Raw genomic sequence first — 18,282 nt, 5'->3', positions numbered from 1 at the left:
TTTTACTTATGTTTGTATCGTTGGTTCGTGAATATTTAGTTACTTACCAGTTGGCAAAGCAACTAATCTACTATGAAAGCAAACAGAAGAGAATTTTGGCTGGACTCGATTTTTGGAACAGCCTTCATATTCTTACTGATGTGGGTATTTTATTCCGTAACCGCATTTAAGGTCTTTGACTTATTTGATCCGATTGGAGACGCTCTTGGAGATGTAGAGCTCACTGATGTGGTATTCTCCCAACTAAGGGAGCCGGCCATTCCTGATGACAGGATTGTGCTGGTCAACCTGGGCAGGGTAAACAGGGCTGATATTGGTTACATGGTTGACATTATCAATCAGTACGAACCAAAAGTAATTGGCCTGGATACTTACTTCAGAACACACAAGGATTCTGCTGTAGATGCCACATTGCAAGATGCGCTGTCCAGAGTAGGAAATCTGGTGATGGGCAGCAAGCTTGAAACATTCGACGAGGATAAAAATGAATTTGATTCTCTGGGGAAATCTCTCCCAAGGTTCACTCAGTACGCTGAGACGGGGTTTGTTAATTTTATAACAGATGCCCAAACTCAGGAAGAATTGAAAATGACCCGGGAGTTCACTCCCAAGGAGATGGTAGCAGGGCAACAAGAACTGGCATTTGCTGTAAAGCTGGCTCAGTATTTGGAACCTGAAAAGGTAAACAGGTTGTTGAAAAGAGACAATGAGCGGGAAACGATTAATTATAGAGGTAATGTGATGGACTACGGTGCCTCGGTGTATGGCACAATGTTTTTTGCCCTTGATATTAATGACGTTTTTAACCAGAATTTTGACCCGTCTCTGATTAAGGATAAGATTGTGATCTTCTGCTTTTTAGGAGAGTACCTTGGTGATAGACTGACAATAGAAGACAAGTACTATTCGCCGATTAACTCGCAGTTTGCGGGAAGATCCTATCCGGATATGTTTGGAGGGGTTGTACATGCCAACATTGTGGCCATGATTCTCAATGAGGATTATATTGATGCCATGGATGATACAACTGGTGCTATAATTGGTGTGCTGTTGTGTTTGATCAATGTAGCGGCTTTCTCTTACATATACAGAGTGTATTCCAAGTGGTACGACGGTGCCACTAAATTGATACAGCTGGTGGAAGTTTTGGGCATCAGTTTTATGAATGTTTGGGTGTTGGATAAATTCAATTATAAGCCTGAGTTAACGCTCGGCATGGTGGCTATAGCCCTTGCCGGTGATTCTCTGGAAGTATATTACAGCGTGGTGAAGAATTCAGTCACCGGGCTTTTTAAAAGTAGAAAAAGAAAAATTAAATTGTAAAACATTAAAAATTAGACCTATGAAAATGAGAACAATTCTTTTGACGTTCTTGGTATTGCTGACCTTTTTGAGCAGCAGTGTATTGGCTCAGGGTTATGAGTTTCGGGTATTGGCTAATAAAGGTGAAAACCAAGTGAAAAAAGCTGGTGCAAGTCAGGCAGAAACCCTGAAAACTGGCGCAACGCTTGCAAAAGGTGATCAAATCATTGCTGCAAATGGCGCTTACATCGGACTGGTGCACAGCAGCGGTAAAACCACCGAGATAAGAACTCCTGGCACTGTAAAGATCGACGATTTGTCGGCGAAAATTTCTGCCACTAGTTCTACAACTGCCAGCCGTTATGCTAACTACATAGCTGCTAAAATGAACGAAAGTGACGGTGGCGGAAACTACCGGTCAAACATGAAAGCGACTGGTGCTGTTGAAAGAGCTTTAACGTCTGCTATCAACGTAATGCTTCCTAATTCTGTTGACTTTTATGGTGACAATGCTATTGTTCGCTGGAAAGCTGTAGGTGAAGGTAACGCAACGTACATAGTAACTGTGAAGAACATCTTTGATGAGGAAGTAGCTAAAATCGAAACTGATCAGACAGCTTATGAACTTGACTTCACTAACCCTAAGCTTGCGCAGGAAAGACTTGTGATACTTAATGTTAAGGTTAAAGGTGACGAAGATATGAAGTCGTCTGATTACGGTATCAAGCGTCTTTCAAATACTGAGTCGGCCAAGGTGAACGAAAACATCAAAGGACTGAAGAGTGAAGTGAACGAAGAAACACCGCTGAATAAGATTATTTATGCTTCTTTCTTCGAAGAAAACAACCTTGTGCTTGATGCACTTACCAAGTATGAAGAGGCTATCGAGATGTCTCCTGAAGTGCAGGACTTCCAGGACATGTACCAGAGCTTCCTTGTAAAGAATGGCCTTGTTGCCACTGCTAACTAAAAGGAAGGTAAGAAAGAAAAAAAGGGGCACAAGCCCCTTTTTTTATGCCCGTATATTGACAAAAGGGAAGCGGTTAGGTTTAGGTGAGAGAGGTGAACGCTAGAGCGGAGATTATCATGACTGTGGTTATGCCATGAGACCAGGCCTTGACATTCTAAACTGATTCCAGATGAGCGATCCGATGGCAATGCGACGCCACCTATTCGACCGTACGTTTCAGCGAGCAGGACACAATCCAGATGCAGCTGCTCATCTGACCAATGCTTTCCCCACTCTTAAGCGATGGGAATGCTAACCTCTAACCGAAGACTCGGTTAACAATAAAAAAAAGAGACTGCCTTTCGACAGTCTCCTTCAAGTCAGCTGCGTGTAATAGGATTAATCTAAACCTATCATTACAAAAGGCCCCCAGTAGATCGGGTCACGATACTCATTCCTTATCTCTTTCTTAGCATCAATGAAAGCCCTGCGTTTATCTCCGGTGGTGATCCACTTCTGGTAAAACTTCACCATCAGCTGCTGTGTGGCCTCATCAGATACTTTGAATAAGCTCATGATGATTGTTTTGGCTCCGGCAACCAGAAAGGCTCGTTGCAGTCCATATACACCTTCTCCAGCTTCCATTTCACCAAGCCCTGTTTCGCAGGCACTCAGCACAACCAAATCAGTTTGATCCAGGTTGAGGTTCATGGCCTCATAGGCGGTTAGGATGCCACTTTGGCTGTTGTAGTTGTAGGCGCTTTCGTTCAATATGTCGCCAGCTCCGGCCATCAGCAGCCCAGATCGAAGCAAAGGGTTGTCGTAAGCTTTCGACTCGTTGAGTCCGGCAAATATGTTATTTTCTTCAATCGCCGGCTGGAAGAACCCGTGTGTGGCAATATGGAATACTTTTGGGCTTTTCATTGATTTCACCTGATCTTCACCCGCCTTGAGTTCGAGATAGTCCTGCGTTTTCCAGCCATTATCGTTAAGCAGTTTTTTGAGTTCAACCACTTCTTCATGTGTGCCGGGAAGTCGCTGTACTTCACTCATGCCAATGCTTTTTGCTAAGTTCTCGTTTCCTGGAGTTGCGCCCTCTGACTTTACATAATAAATTGGATCCCCAAACATCAATGCCAGGTTTTCAGCGGGTGCCTGTGCTTTCTTTTTCTTGCTCCTGTTTACAAGGTCCCTCGTATTACTCACAAGGATGATGTTGGAATTGTCGAGGACATATTTACCATCACCGGTCGGTATCGCCTCCAAATTGATTTGGTTATAAACACCGTCGGCAGAAAGGTAGATTGTAGATGTTTGCCCTACAGCTTCAACGATGGGTTTCCAGAACTGATCATATGAATAATCATCTTCGATTTTGAACTTAATACTGTTCCGATACAGCTTCATATACCTGCCTTCCAGATCAGCACCGTTCCTAAGTAACACCAGTTTCGGCTTGCTGCGCTTTTCATTGTCGACATAGATGACAGCGTACATGACTGAGTCAGTAAAATCATGGTCGAAATAACGGAATCTCACAATTTCGACCCCCTTTTCATTCTCGCCTAAGACTGCTTTTACATCCTGCCAGGTGATAACCTTGTTTTCAACGCCTTCACCGAATACTTCCGACTTCAAGCTGAGCTGTTTCTCCAGTGCTTCCATCTCTTGTACAAGTTGAGCCGGGTTCACATTGTTTTCCAATAGCTGGTCGTTCGACATTGACAGCGCATTGGTCAGCTGGGCTTTTTTGGCTATCCAGCTGCTGTACATATTTATCAACGTGCTGTCGCCGCTGGAAAGAATACGGGTTCTGATTTTTATTGATGTGTTCAGCAGAAGTGCTTTGGTGAGTAAAGCGTTATTGTAAATGTCGCCTATCAGGTCCTCTTTCTTGTCGATCCTCGTTAACGCCAAAGTGTTGTAGAACTCATAGTCGGACTTGATGGTGTTCCAAAACTTGGCTTTTTCTCTTTCGCTTAGGGCTGGGAAGTAGGTCTTTATAAACTCCTGGTAGTTGCCCAGAGTCTCTTCAATAGTATTCTGCGCCTTTCTAATGTCCCCATTCATGTAGTAAGTTTTTGCCAGCTTCGACAAAACTTTCACATATTCAGGGTGAGAGGTGGAGAAAAATTTGGCGTACGTCTTCAGGGCATCCTGGTAAAAATTGTCTGCCCTGTCGTATTGCCTCTTTTGGTACTGGATGTCACCTTTCAGCGTGTTGACTACAGCAGCATTAACGTTATTCCGCTTTCCTATTCGGTCTTTCCAGATCGTCCACGCTTCTTCAAGGTACTGGAGGGAAATGTCATATTCGCCAGCATAAATACTCACGGTGGCCAAATCTTTCAATACTTCAGCATAGAGCGGGTTTTTACTTCCCAGCTTGGCTCCAACGATTTTTTCTGCCTCAACGAGTAAGTCTTGTTGCTGCTTGAAACTGGCGCCGTCGTAAAATTTAATCATTCCCAGCTGTGCCAGCGAGCGGCCAACATCGACATGTCCCCTTCCGAACTGCTTTTCCTGGTTAGCAATGGCTTGGGAGATAAATTGCTCCGCTTTTTCGTAGTCTCCAATTGTTGTGTAGAGCCGGGATAAGGTTATCAGGCTGCTGGCCAGCTTGGAGGAGGAGGCTGGAAACACAGCCGTTGCTATATTAAGAGATCTTCTTGCGAACGACTCGGCATCAGTATACTCACCGGCAGCCAATTTCAATTGCGCCTTCAAAACCAACGGACGCAAAAGGTGCCTGCTTGTGGTGCCAAACTGTTTTTCCGTATTCTTCAGGTATTTATCAACCAAATCCGTTGCATCACTATATCTACCTAAATGATAGTACAGTTCAGCAAGGTCTTCCGTGTTTTGTCCGGCAGAGCCCAATCGGTTCAATCCACTCTTAACTTTGATTCGTTCTGACTCGAAAAGAAGGTCTTCCGCCTCGTCGTAAAGGCCTTGAATAACCATTAATCTCGCTTTGGTAGTCAATAGGTTGGTATAATGAAGTGTTTCCTCAAGAGAGGAAGGTTTGGCGAGAATATTTGTTGCTTCCTGAATGTTTTTTTCTGCTTTCTCATATTCTCCAATATTCATTTGCAGAGACGCAATCTTATTCAACTCAACGCCATAGTTTACATCCTTGTTGTCGTATTTCACACGAGACACATTCAGTGCTTTGTCAAGTGTTTTTGATGCATTGCTGAAATCGTCATTTTCCTCATAAAACTGCGCCAAATGGTTGAGGATATTCACGTACTCAACATGACCTTGAGAAAATTCCTTTTCGATCACCCCATGGAAGCTCTCATCATATATTTTCTTTGCTTCGGCAAACTTGTCGGAGTATTCAACGAGGTAGTTGGCTTGCATTACCCTGGAAAGGTGGTACTCAGGTGCATCCGCACCGAGCATGTCTTTTTCTATTTTAAGAATGTCCAGAAGGTACTTTTCCGCATTTTCCGCATTATTGTTCAGTTGGGCAGCACGGTAGGCAAATTCAAGTATCCTTCGTCTTTCAGGGTGAATTTCTGGGTAAAGATTACCGTAAGCCTTAGAGGCAGCATCTTTTTCCTGGCCGAATACCTTCGTGCTGGGTGCGTTGATGTCCATCGGCAGGGTTTCAAGCCGTGCCCGATTGAGGCTTCCCTTTTCAAAGCTCTTATTAAGTATGGCCCTGAACTGGTTGGTGTTATTGCTGGTCTTAGAGTAGTTATCAATTCTCCAGTAAGAGCGGATCAGGCTTTCCATCATGTCCAGCCTGGCGATGTGGGATGCTGAATGAATTCGCATTGTATTTTTAAGGGCATCCTCATACAGGTTGGGCAATGCAGAGGGATCGATTCCATTTTCCTCCAGCAGCTTGGCATTGAGGTAAAGCGTTTGGCTGTAAATAAGCGGGTTTTTGCCAAGCTCTTTTCCAATCCATTGCTGAGTAAAAATAAATGCCGAATCTGATCTGATATAGTCTCCCATGAGTCGGAACGCATCGGCTTTGTGCATCAATAACTCCCCATAGACACCCTTAAGGCTTGCAATGAGGTCTTTGCCACTAGCTGATTGGTAAGCAGCTTGTGTACTTGCAAGGTTGCTGTTGATATACTTGACTACATCGGCATAGAAGCCTTTGCCTTTCAGTATTCTTGTTTGCAGCAAAGCCAGCCTTATTTTCATTTCCTCATTGGAGGCACCGCTTGCCTCCAATACAGCCTTCGCTTTAGTAAGAAGGTCCTGTGCGTTGACGAAGTGCCCATAGTCTGCCCAAACATGGGCAGCTTCATAGAGAAGAAGGCCATGATCCACCGACGTTTCACCATTTACCTTGGCGCTCATTGCCACACCCCGGCTTATTTTATCTGCCATGTCTTTGTGCAGCCCGGCAGCCCAGTCTATTTGAGCCTCAAGCACCAGGGCACTTGCCAGGTACTTGTTCTCTGCTCCCAATTTTTTGGTAGTTTTCTTAACAATTTTACCGGCCGACTTTTTGGCCTTGGGGTAGTCGCCAACGGCGTAGGAGTCATTGGCTTTCTTAAATAGTTTGGGCCAGTTCTGGGCAAAAACCTCACTATTTGGCCCGGCACAAATCAAAAAGACAATAAGGGAAAGTAAATGCTTGAATGAATTTTTCATGCTTCAAAAAGTTGATGATGTGTAAAGTCAAATGCTCACTAATTTCCTGAGAATAGAGATGGCCGCTTTGGGGATCACTGTCCCGGGGCCAAATATGTCGATAACGCCTTCACGATATAAAAAATCAAAATCTTTCTCCGGGATTACACCCCCGGCCACTACTTTGATATCGCTCCTTCCAATTGCCTTTAGTTGGTGAATCAACTTCGGAACGAGCGTTTTGTGTCCACCTGCCAGGGTCGAAACGCCAATGACATGGACGTCGTTTTCTGCCGCCTGCATGGCTACTTCCTCGGGTGTTTGGAACAGAGGGCCAATATCTACATCGAACCCTAGATCAGCAAAGCTTGTGGCAATCACTTTGGCACCCCGGTCATGGCCATCTTGTCCCATTTTTGCCACCAGAATCCGGGGTCTTCTCCCATCCAGTTCTTCAAACTGATCGGTTAGCCTCCTTGCCGTGGTTATATCATCGCTGGAACCCGATTCGCTTGCATAAACGCCAGCTATCGATTTGATGACCGCCTTATGTCTGCCAAAAGCTTCTTCCATAGCCGAGGAGATTTCACCGAGGGTAGCTCTCAACCGGGCAGCCTTTACTGCTTTTTCCAGAAGATTGCCTTTGCCAGTCTGAGCACATTTTGTCAAATCTTCTAAACCTGCAACAACCTCGGACTCATTTCTGCTCGATTTGAGTCTGGCAAGTCTTTGGATTTGCTTCGCTCTTACCGCCGCATTGTCAACCTCAAGTAGCTCTATATCAGTTTTTTCTTTCGTAATATACCTATTAATTCCTACAATTATATCTTGCTGCGAGTCAATCCTTGCTTGTTTTTTTGCCGCAGCTTCTTCGATTTTCATTTTAGGCAGACCACTTTCAATGGCTTTGGTCATGCCGCCAAGTGCTTCCACCTCTTCTATCAGCGCCCAGCTTTTTTCGATTAACTCGTTGGTTAAGTATTCTACATAGTGAGAGCCTCCCCACGGATCAACTACTTTGGTGACGTTGGTTTCTTCCTGCAAATACAGCTGGGTGTTTCTCGCTATTCGGGCTGAGAAGTCTGTCGGCAGAGCAATAGCTTCGTCGAGGGCGTTGGTATGCAGCGACTGTGTGCCACCAAATACCGCAGCCATTGCCTCAATGGTTGTCCGGGCGACGTTATTGAACGGATCTTGTTCGGTAAGGCTCCACCCGGAGGTTTGGCAATGCGTTCGCAGCGAAAGCGACTTACTGTTCTCAGGATTGAATTGACTTACAAGCTGTGCCCATAGCACCCTGGCCGCTCTTAGTTTGGCGATTTCCATGAAGTGGTTCATGCCTATGCCCCAAAAAAAAGAGAGCCGTGGGGCAAACTCATCAATTTTGAGCCCTGCCGCCAGCCCGGTTCTTATGTATTCCAGCCCATCGGCCAGCGTGTATGCCAGCTCCAGATCAGCAGGAGCGCCTGCCTCGTGCATATGGTAGCCACTGATCGAAATGCTGTTGAAACGAGGCATGTGTCTGGCAGTGTATTCAAAAATGTCTCCGACAATGCGCATGGACGGCACAGGAGGATAGATGTAGGTATTTCTCACCATAAACTCCTTGAGGATGTCATTCTGAATGGTGCCACTTAGTAGGTTGGGGCTCACCCCCTGTTCTTCTGCCGCTACCATATAGAAGGCCATAATCGGGAGAACAGCTCCGTTCATCGTCATCGATACTGAAATCTTATCCAGGGGAATTTGATCGAAGAGGATCTTCATGTCTTCCACAGAGTCAATGGCTACGCCAGCTTTACCCACATCCCCCTCTACCCGGGGGTGATCGGAGTCGTAGCCTCGATGGGTGGCCAGGTCGAACGCTACCGAAAGCCCTTTTTGTCCCATGGCAAGGTTCTTCCTGTAAAAGGCATTGGAATCTTCGGCTGTTGAGAACCCGGCATATTGCCTGATCGTCCAGGGCCTGCTGGTGTACATCGTGCTGTAGGGGCCTCTCAGGAAAGGGGGGAGCCCGGCCGCAAAAGCGCCCTGGGTGATTTTTTCCTGATGCTCTTTGTTGAACATGGAAGGCACATCAATACCTTCTGCACTTTTCCATGTGGCTACCCCTGCAGAAAATTGTTTCTCCGAACCTGCCTTGGGGCTAAATGGAATTTTTGTGAAATCAGGTGTAGTCATATGCCAAATAGCTTTTGGTAAGAGGAGAGCGTTTTAACAAAATCAGATTTAAGATGGATGAAGCTGTCAATGCCTGCTTTGGTCAGCTGCTCTTCGTTACTGCCAGGGTTCCCCGCCAGCACCAGGTGGGCTTTTGGGCACTGTTCTTTCAAGGCTTGAAACACGGCTGGGCCTGATTCAATATAATCTTGATCGGAGCTGCACACGATGATCAGTTGGGTATCGGCAGAAAAAGGCGCCGCATGTTGTGGTGACCATGGTACCCATTCGGCCACGTTGATGCCAGCGGCGGGCAATACTCCTTTTACAAAATTATACCTCGCCAGTGACGCCTGCTTGTCACCGAAGAAGATGGCCATAGCAGCTGGTCTGGACTGCCCGGGCTGCTTTGCCAGGTAGTCCTCCATTTTAATCCGGAGGTGTTCAAATGAGGAGAGCAGCGAGCCCTCGTTGTTGTAGCTTTTGAGGGTGGGAAACGACTCAAAAATGCTGAGGTCGCAGAAATTATTTACACCTACAACGTTCAGCTTTCGACTGGATATAAGAGCTCTCTCTTTCTCTTCAAAGTTATTTGCTTCGTCCTGCCAATAGCTGCCAGAAAGCGAGCTCGAAAACCCACCTGAAGACTCCACTTTTTGCATCTTTCTCCAGCCTTCACTGGCCAAATCGGCGCTAAGTTTTTCCAGGAAGTAAGACCCGGCCATGGGGTCGCAGTTTTTGTCAAAATAGCTTTCGTCCCGGAGAAGGTTCGAGATGTTCCTTGAAATTCTCTGAGAAAACTGACCCGGCGAGAAGGGATTTCTGCTATCGAAGCCAGGCATTGAAAGATAGCTGGCTCCTCCATTTACGCCAGCCATTGCAGCAGATGTCATACGAATAAGGTTGACATAGGGATCAACAACTGAGTGTGTATTGACATTGGCCTGGCTATATATTTTAATGTCGGCGGGAGACGCTTTGCCCCCTTCGAAATGATTGGCAGCCTGAGAGAGAACAACTTTGATGGCTTTGATTTTGGCCATTTCATGAAAGAAGTCTCTACCTATGCTTACACAAACAATCATTCTGTCTACTATGGTATCAATAGAGACACCTGCGTCGGTCAGCTTTTTGCACCTTTCAACGAATGCCGACAGCAAGTAAGCGATCTGACCAGTCGGTGAAAGTGAACTGGCTATTTTCGATGTGGCGTCAAAGCAATGGGGACGAAACGATTTCCCTTGAGGAAAAAGAGCCTCAATTCGCAGCACTTGGTCTGAATCAGACGTGGGGTCATAAAACAAAAAGCCTGGCAGGATGTCTTTTTTCAGGAAGGAACCCGAAAAAAGACGCTGGAAAAATGCCTTCTCAGCCGCACCCCACTGAGCCACCTGAAAGGCGTTCTGACAATATTCGAAGCCTATATCTTTAAATAAAGTAACATGGGCCTGCTGATCAACTTCTTTTAGTTTCCACAAGATGCCATCGGCCCCCTGGCTCAAAGATTCCAGGGCCATTTCGTTAGCGTTCTTATTATCAGCAATTTGAGCGTCTACAGTTACTGAGTCGAGGTAGTGCCAAAGCCTTCCTATCTGTTGGCCAGGCAGTAACTCGGCATTGGCATCCCCCGCAAAGGAGAGAGGAGCGTCAGTTTCTTCATAATAAGGTTGAATAATAACATCGGGATCGTAGTGCCATTGCAAAGAATCTAGTTGCTTTGTCTTCAATTCTTTCAACGCATTTTCTCTCCAAAGAGAATGATTGGATGGAGGGAAATTGGACATGTCCCATTTACTCATAAGCTATTCTAATTTTTGAGTCAAGTGTTAACAAAGATAAAGTATTTTGAGTGGGACGAACATTAAATTTATATAGACAGACGGGCCCTTTGAATTACCAGGAAAGAGATTTAAGTTTGTTTCATAACATTTAGGTAATAATTGTATTTTTCAAAGAATTTTTACCTATAAACGCTGTTTTTATTTGACAATTCGACAATCCAAAAAGTCAAGCGTTGCAGTGTTTTTTTATTACTTTTTTTTTTGACACCTTTGATGTTACCTCCTGTTCAGAAAGGAGAATCACTGCAACAATAACAACATTTTTTTAATCCACCATGCATCAACAAATCTGGGAAAACTGTCTGAATTTAGTTAAGCATGAGATACAGGAACAAAGCTTCAAAACGTGGTTTCTGCCCATTACACCCATAAAATTAGATAAAAGTGTTTTGACCATTCAGGTCCCCAGTCAGTTTTTCTACGAATGGCTGGAAGACAATTATGTTCATATTTTAAGGAAGGCAATACTTCAGGAATTAGGGCCCAACGGAAGATTGGAATATTCCGTGGTGATAGATAGAGGAAACGAGCAGGCGAAGCCATTGACTGTTAATTATCCGGTAAACAAGGCTCCTGGCCGTTTTGGACAAAATCATGTTGGAAATGGACAAAATGTGCAACAAAGCCCGGCAGTGACACCAGAATTCTTAACATTGACAGGCAAATTGAACCCTATCTATGTTTTCGATTCCTATATAGAAGGTGACTGCAATAGATTGGCCCGCTCAGCTGGTTATGCTGTGGCTCAAAGGCCGGGTGTTACCTCCTTCAACCCGTTGATGATCTACGGCGGTGTTGGTCTTGGCAAAACACACCTTGTTCAGGCGGTTGGTAACCAGATCATGGAAAGCAATCCGGACGCAAAGGTGCTTTACGTGGCGTCGGAGAAGTTTACCAATCAGTTCATCGAGTCTTTGAGAAACAATGCTGTTCAGGACTTCATCAATTTCTACCAGAAAGTAGATGTATTGATTATTGACGATGTACAGTTTCTTCGTGACAAGGAGAGAACGCAGGAGATATTTTTCCACATCTTTAATCACCTTCACCAGAGTGGCAAGCAAATCATTATGACTTCCGACTGCCCGCCAAGAGAGCTAAAAGGCCTTCAGGAAAGACTGGTGTCAAGATTTAAGTGGGGCCTTACCGCAGACATACAAACGCCAGACTTTGAGACAAGGGTGGCCATTATTCAAAAGAAGACTCAGGCGGAGGGAATTGTTATTCCTGAGGATGTGCTTGAGTACCTGGCTTACACCATCGACAGCAATATCAGAGAGTTGGAAGGAGTGATGATTTCACTTATTGCCCATTCGTCGTTGGTAAAAAGAGAGATTGACCTTGAGTTGGCTAAGCAGATCATAAAAAATATTGTTAACGACTACGATACTGAGGTGGGTATTGACTATATCCAAAAGGCAGTGTCCGACTATTTCAATGTGGCTCTGGAAGATTTGAAAGCCAAAACCCGTAAAAAGGAAATCGTTATTGCCCGCCAGGTGGCCATGTATTTCTCAAAAGACTATACCAACCATTCGCTTAAATCTATCGGTTACCACTTTGGTGGTCGTGACCATTCCACTGTGATTCACGCCGTGCAGGCAGTCAATGACATGATCGATACCGACGCCAAGTTCAGGTATTCTGTTGATGAGCTAAAGAAAAGACTTAAAATGAGGACTGTCTAGCTTCGCCTGGCAGTTGATAAAAAAAGGGCGGGATCACCATATGTGAGACCCCGCCCTTTTTTATGCTTTATTAATCGAACCTGTAGGGTATGTACACCCTCCGACCCTTGGAGGTAATGCCGTCGATAACAACCTTTCCCTTGATTTTCTCCAGGATATTGGCCAGCTCCTCCGGCGTTTCAACCGGCCGGTTGTTGATGTTGGTAATGATGAAGCCTTCCGGTATATCCAGCTGCCTGAAAAAACCATTCCTTATTTTTTTCACCCGAACGCCATTGTCAATTTTTAAAAGGTCTCTTTCGACTTTCGACACCTTCTCAAACTCCACGCCCAGTTTTTCTGAAAAGTAAACACTGCTTCTCAAAATCTCGGTGTTTCCCTCGCCATTCAGCAGCGTTACTTGTTTCCTGACTACATTGTCGCCTCGCTTGATGTCCAGAACGAACTTGTCACCAGGGTAATGGTAGCCCATCAGCTCCTCAAGCTCAGTTTTGTTGTTGAGCGACTTGTCGTTCACCCGAATGATTACATCACCTTTTTCCAGTCCGGCCTTGTCGGCGGCGCTTCCCCTTTGTACATAAGAAGTGATCACACCATCCAGGTTGCTCAGGCTGAGTTTGCCGGCAATGTCGCTGTCTATGTCAATGAACTCTGCCCCAATAAAGGCCTTTTGCACCTGCCCATAGTTGATAATGTCGTTCACCACTTTTTTTACAATGTCGACAGGCACAGCAAAACCATAGCCTGAGTAAGTACCCGTTTGAGACAATATGGCCGTGTTAATACCTATCAACTGCCCGGAAGTGTTGACCAGGGCTCCGCCGCTGTTTCCGGGGTTAATGGCAGCATCGGTTTGAATGAAAGATTCAATAGGGAATCGGTCTTTCAGTATATTGATGCTGCGGCCCTTGGCACTTACAATACCAGCGGTGACAGTGGAGGTAAGGTTGAACGGGTTGCCGACGGCCAATACCCAGTCGCCCACCCTGACGTTGGCTGAAGTAGATACCTCAATGGCCGGGAGATTATTGCCCTCAATTTTAATCACAGCCAGATCGGTAGACGGGTCAGTGCCAATCAGCGTGGCGTCGTAGGTTCTTTTGTCGAGAATCACCTGAATAATATCAGCATCGTTGATGACGTGATTATTAGTCACGATATAGCCATCCCTGGAATAGACCACGCCCGACCCTGAGCTAACCGACTGGCTCGGCCCTCCAAAAAACCAATCCATCCAGCTACCAGTGCGGTAGTCGGTTTCGCTCACGGTTTTCACAAACACCACGCTCTTGGTGCTGCGTGCCGACGCATTCACCAGGTCTGGCAAATCGTTTATTGCGGCTGCGTCACTACGGAAGGGCTCAGAGGCCGCCGGTGAAAAATTGTTGGTTCCGTCGTGGCTAACATTTTTTGAGAAATAGAAGTCTGAATCCTGTAAGTCATCAGACGCAATTTTGGTCGACAGTTGCGTCTCATATACAAAGGCTCCACCAATGCCACCCAGAAAACTCAAGACTGCAATTCCAATAAATTTTTTCATAGCATCAGGTTTTAAGAATTAAGAAGTCAACATCGTTGTGCTGTTACCTAAACGTCAGTGCATTGGGTATCGTCAAAAACTGTGCAAAATAAAAACGAAAGAGGCTTGCTTAGGTTTTAGAAACCTCATTTACTTATTTTGCGCCTTTATAATTAATTATGGGAATCAGATCAGTTCTTAGCAAGCCATTCGCCGCCTTCGTTGTGCGGGAGCAAAGAGAATGGGAGCAAAAAGCCCCTGATTATCAGCATAAAACACTTAAAAACCTTGTCAGCAAAGCCAGCAACACGGTTTTTGGAAGTGACCATGGCTTTAAGGATATCCGCACTTACGATGACTTCAAAAAGCAGGTGCCTGTCCGGGACTATGAAGCATTGAAGCCTTACGTGGAAAAAATGCTAACCGGACAAAATGACGTACTTTGGCCGGGAAAGCCTGCCTATTTTGCAAAAACTTCGGGCACTACCTCTGGCACCAAATATATTCCCATCACCAAAGAGTCGATTCCTAATCATATCAATAGTGCCCGCAATGCGATTTTGAATTATGTGCACGAAACAGGCAATGCTAAGTTCCTGGATGGCAAGCTCATTTTTCTTTCCGGTAGCCCCGTGCTTGATCAGAAGGCGGGTATCAACACTGGCCGCCTGTCGGGCATTGTGAACCACCATGTGCCGGGCTATCTGCGCACCAATCAATTGCCCTCCTATGCCACCAATTGTATGGAGGATTGGGAAGCCAAGGTAGATAAGATAGTAGAGGAGACCATTGATCAGGACATGACACTGATCTCAGGTATTCCGCCGTGGGTGCAAATGTATTTCGACAGGATTGTGGAGAAGAGGCAGCTACCAGTGAAGGATGTTTTCAAGAACTTCTCGCTGTTTATATACGGTGGGGTCAACTTTGAGCCCTACAGACAAAAGCTTTTTGATACCATTGGAAAAAAGGTCGATTCGGTGGAAACTTACCCCGCCTCTGAGGGCTTCATCGCCTTTCAGGACAAGCAGGATGATCCCGGGCTGCTGCTTTTGGCCAATAGCGGTATTTTCTTCGAATTCATTCCGGCTGATGAGTATTTCAATGAGTCACCCACTCGGCTAAGCCTTGATCAGGTGGAACTCAACACCAATTATGCCCTGATTATCAATAGTAACGCAGGCTTATGGGGCTATTCTATTGGCGACACCGTGAAGTTTATTTCGAAAGATCCTTACAAATTATTGGTTACCGGAAGGATCAAGCATTTTATCTCAGCGTTTGGGGAGCACGTCATCGGTGAGGAAGTAGAAAATGCGATGAAGAAGACTTTGGAGAGTTTTCCTGAGGCAGATATCGTGGAATTTACCGTGGCGCCCAACGTGACACCTGAAAAGGGACTTCCAAGGCATGAATGGTTTATCGAGTTCAGCAAAATGCCAGCCGACATGGCGGCTTTTAAGTCATCACTCGACAATTCGCTCCAAAAGCTGAACAGCTATTATTTCGATCTTATTTCGGGCAATATTCTCGAACAACTTCATATCATACCAGTTAAAAAGAATGCCTTTATTGATTATATGCGCTCAATTGGGAAACTCGGTGGGCAAAACAAGTTACCAAGGCTTTCAAACGACAGAAAGATGGCGGAAGAACTGCTGAAGTACAAAGAATAAACACAACACCTTGACACAAGAAAGACCGAAAAAAAGGATTGCTATCCTTGGTAGCACGGGATCCATTGGCGTTCAGTCGCTTGATGTGATAAAAAGGCATCCTGAAGCCTTTGAAGTAGAAGTGCTTACTGCTCAAAATAATGCTGACTTGCTGATTCGCCAGGCTTTGGAGTTTGTTCCCAATGCAGTAGTGATCGGCAACGAAACCTTGTATCAGCAAGTAGCCGATGCATTATTACCAAAAGATATCAAAGTTTTTGCCGGGCTCGATGCGCTTTCTCAGATCGTGCAGATGGACACCATTGACATGGTGCTGACGGCGCTTGTCGGCTATTCTGGACTGAAGCCTACCATGAACGCCATTGCAGCTGGTAAGCCAATAGCTCTTGCTAACAAAGAGACCATGGTGGTGGCTGGTGAGCTCATTACTAAAATGGCGCAGGAAAGAGCGGTGAATATCTTTCCGATCGACTCCGAGCATTCGGCTATTTTCCAGTGCATCGTGGGGGAGTTCCACAACCCGATAGAAAAGATTATCCTGACAGCTTCAGGCGGGCCTTTCCGTGGAAAAACAAGAAGTGAGCTGCTGAAGGTGACCAAAGAAATGGCGCTGAAGCACCCCAATTGGGACATGGGAGCCAAAATCACCATCGACTCAGCCTCCTTGATGAACAAGGGACTTGAGGTGATAGAAGCACGGTGGCTATTTGGCATTCCAGCCGATAAAATTGATGTGGTAGTTCATCCTCAATCGATCGTTCACTCGATGGTGCAATTTGAAGATGGCTCCATAAAAGCACAACTCGGGTTGCCCGACATGCGTATACCCATCCAGTTTGCTTTGGCTTACCCGGAAAGGTTGAAATCCGACTTCCCAAGGTTTAACTTTGCAGAATACCCCTCCCTGACTTTCGAAAAACCAGATTTAGAAACCTTCAGGAACCTTCAGCTGTCCTTTGACGCTTTAAAGGAGGGTGGCAATAAGCCATGCGTGCTGAATGCCGCCAATGAAGTGGCAGTGGAGTATTTCCTTAAAGACAAGATTGGTTTTATGGAAATGTCGGATATAGTGGAGAAGTGTTTGGTTAAAATACCCTATATTTCAAGCCCTGATTATCAGGACTATGTTGATACAGATACAGAAACAAGAAACATCGCTTTAGATTTAATAGCTTAATGGAGGCACTTATTATGACCGCCCAGCTTTTGCTGGGACTTTCTATTTTAGTCGGATTACATGAATTCGGCCACTTGCTCACAGCCAAGTTTTTTGGCATGCGGGTCGAAAAATATTCCATAGGATTTCCGCCTAAAATTTTTGGGTTTGACTACCGTGGGACGGAATACTCCATCGGGGCAATTCCGCTCGGAGGTTTTGTGAAAATATCAGGAATGATTGACGAGTCGATGGATACTGAGCACTTAAGCCAGGAGCCGGAGCCCTACGAGTTCAGAGCAAAGCCAGCCTGGCAGCGACTGATCGTGATGATGGGTGGAATCATAGTGAACGTGATCACAGGTATCGTGATTTTCGTGTTGCTGACCTTTTTCAATGGTGATACCTACATTTCAAGGGACGAGGCCAATAAATATGGTATTGTGGCTTATGAGCTGGGGCAGGAGATAGGGTTTAAAACTGGAGACAAAATCCTTAAAATCAACGGAAATGATTTTGAAGACTTCAATGAGGTGATGAACCCTGATGTGATCATGGAAGCAGGAAGCACCTACACAGTTGACCGTGACGGGCAGATTGTTACAGTGAAAATCCCATCAGGCTTTCTGGACAAACTATCTGAAAAGGATGCCGTCACCCGATTCATTGACTACAGACTTCCGTTTGCAGTTGGTGAAGTTGCCAGTGGCTCAGGTGGAGATGTGGCAGGGTTGAAGGAAGGCGACAGGTTTGTCACAATCAACGGCAGGCCGGCAAGGTATTTTGCTGACTTTAAGGAGATTGCTACAGAGAATGCGGGCGACACAGTGCTGGCTGTTGTGGAGCGGCCAGTAGGAGAAGCAACCGTCGAAAAAGAAGGAATGTTTACAACAACTGAGCTTCATATCCCTATTGATACAGATGGCACAGTTGGCTTTGTTCGTACCCTGTTGGTGGACGTTGCTCACCGTGATTTTACGTTTGGGGAAAGTTTGGTGGCTGGAACCAACGAGGCTTTTGGCTGGGTGTGGCTGAACATCAGAGGCTTTGGTAAGATATTCAGTGGCGAGGTGTCAGCGTCGAAGGCTGTAAGCGGACCTATTGGTATTGCCAAGATATTTGGTGGCACCTGGAACTGGACGAATTTCTGGCAAAAGCTAGGCTTCCTTTCAATGGTGCTTGCCTTTATGAACTTTTTGCCTATTCCCGCACTCGATGGTGGGCATGTGATGTTCCTGACCTACGAAATTGTTTCTGGCCGTAAGCCATCAGATAAATTTCTGGAAAATGCGCAGAAGGTCGGCATGGTGTTATTGCTGTCGATAATGGTTTTTGCCATCTTCAACGATATCCTGAAAATCTAAATCTTAGAGAAAGTAAGTTGATATG

General features: G+C 45.5%; 10 protein-coding genes. 6 read left to right on the top strand and 4 right to left on the bottom strand.

Going from position 1 to position 18,282, the window contains the following annotated elements; all coding sequences use genetic code 11:
• The first annotated feature begins 72 nt into the window (after positions 1-72).
• Together ACMVP2_RS06345 and ACMVP2_RS06340 are read left to right on the top strand one after the other, a co-directional pair.
• Positions 73-1,323, top strand: coding sequence for a CHASE2 domain-containing protein (locus ACMVP2_RS06345; RefSeq protein WP_416867092.1), 1,251 nt, complete (start codon positions 73-75; stop codon positions 1,321-1,323).
• A gap of 19 nt (positions 1,324-1,342) precedes the next feature.
• Positions 1,343-2,272 (top strand): hypothetical protein, encoded by a 930-nt coding sequence (locus tag ACMVP2_RS06340; protein ID WP_339789872.1) that lies wholly within the window; start codon positions 1,343-1,345, stop codon positions 2,270-2,272.
• 378 nt (positions 2,273-2,650) lie between these two features.
• Here ACMVP2_RS06340 and ACMVP2_RS06335 read toward each other — a convergent pair whose 3' ends face one another.
• Genes ACMVP2_RS06335 through ACMVP2_RS06325 form a run of 3 tightly spaced genes read right to left on the bottom strand, consistent with a single transcriptional unit; the run spans position 2,651 to position 10,812 of the window.
• Positions 2,651-6,874, bottom strand: coding sequence for a CHAT domain-containing protein (locus ACMVP2_RS06335; RefSeq protein WP_416867091.1), 4,224 nt, complete (start codon positions 6,872-6,874; stop codon positions 2,651-2,653).
• 27 nt (positions 6,875-6,901) lie between these two features.
• On the bottom strand, positions 6,902-9,034 hold the full coding sequence (gene scpA / locus ACMVP2_RS06330) for a methylmalonyl-CoA mutase (RefSeq protein WP_416867090.1): 2,133 nt from the start codon (positions 9,032-9,034) through the stop codon (positions 6,902-6,904).
• Positions 9,031-10,812, bottom strand: coding sequence for a methylmalonyl-CoA mutase family protein (locus ACMVP2_RS06325; RefSeq protein ID WP_416867089.1), 1,782 nt, complete (start codon positions 10,810-10,812; stop codon positions 9,031-9,033). The genes scpA and ACMVP2_RS06325 overlap by 4 nt, the downstream gene beginning before the upstream one ends.
• 317 nt (positions 10,813-11,129) lie before the next feature.
• On the opposite strand from ACMVP2_RS06325, the gene dnaA reads away from it, so the two are divergent.
• Positions 11,130-12,542, top strand: a complete 1,413-nt coding sequence (gene dnaA, locus ACMVP2_RS06320; protein WP_317489692.1) for a chromosomal replication initiator protein DnaA — start codon at positions 11,130-11,132, stop codon at positions 12,540-12,542.
• A gap of 70 nt (positions 12,543-12,612) precedes the next feature.
• Here the strand turns inward: dnaA and ACMVP2_RS06315 are convergent, their stop codons facing one another.
• The gene (locus ACMVP2_RS06315) at positions 12,613-14,082 is read right to left on the bottom strand and encodes a S1C family serine protease (protein ID WP_416867088.1); all 1,470 of its coding nucleotides are present in this window, start codon (positions 14,080-14,082) and stop codon (positions 12,613-12,615) included.
• 158 nt (positions 14,083-14,240) lie between these two features.
• Between ACMVP2_RS06315 and ACMVP2_RS06310 the strand changes: the two genes are divergently transcribed.
• From ACMVP2_RS06310 to rseP, 3 genes are read left to right on the top strand one after another with little or no spacing between them, the layout of a single operon-like run.
• The gene (locus ACMVP2_RS06310; RefSeq protein ID WP_416867087.1) at positions 14,241-15,737 is read left to right on the top strand and encodes a GH3 auxin-responsive promoter family protein; all 1,497 of its coding nucleotides are present in this window, start codon (positions 14,241-14,243) and stop codon (positions 15,735-15,737) included.
• Positions 15,738-15,747: 10 nt separating this feature from the next.
• On the top strand, positions 15,748-16,914 hold the full coding sequence (locus tag ACMVP2_RS06305; protein WP_416867086.1) for a 1-deoxy-D-xylulose-5-phosphate reductoisomerase: 1,167 nt from the start codon (positions 15,748-15,750) through the stop codon (positions 16,912-16,914).
• Positions 16,914-18,257 (top strand): RIP metalloprotease RseP, encoded by a 1,344-nt coding sequence (gene rseP / locus ACMVP2_RS06300; RefSeq protein WP_416867085.1) that lies wholly within the window; start codon positions 16,914-16,916, stop codon positions 18,255-18,257. The genes ACMVP2_RS06305 and rseP overlap by 1 nt, the downstream gene beginning before the upstream one ends.
• Positions 18,258-18,282 lie beyond the last annotated feature (25 nt).

This window comes from Imperialibacter sp., from assembly GCF_048007035.1.
Taxonomy (GTDB): domain Bacteria; phylum Bacteroidota; class Bacteroidia; order Cytophagales; family Cyclobacteriaceae; genus Imperialibacter.
The sequence above is the reverse complement of the archived record's forward strand: the minus strand, read 5'-3'. Positions and strand labels throughout refer to the sequence as shown.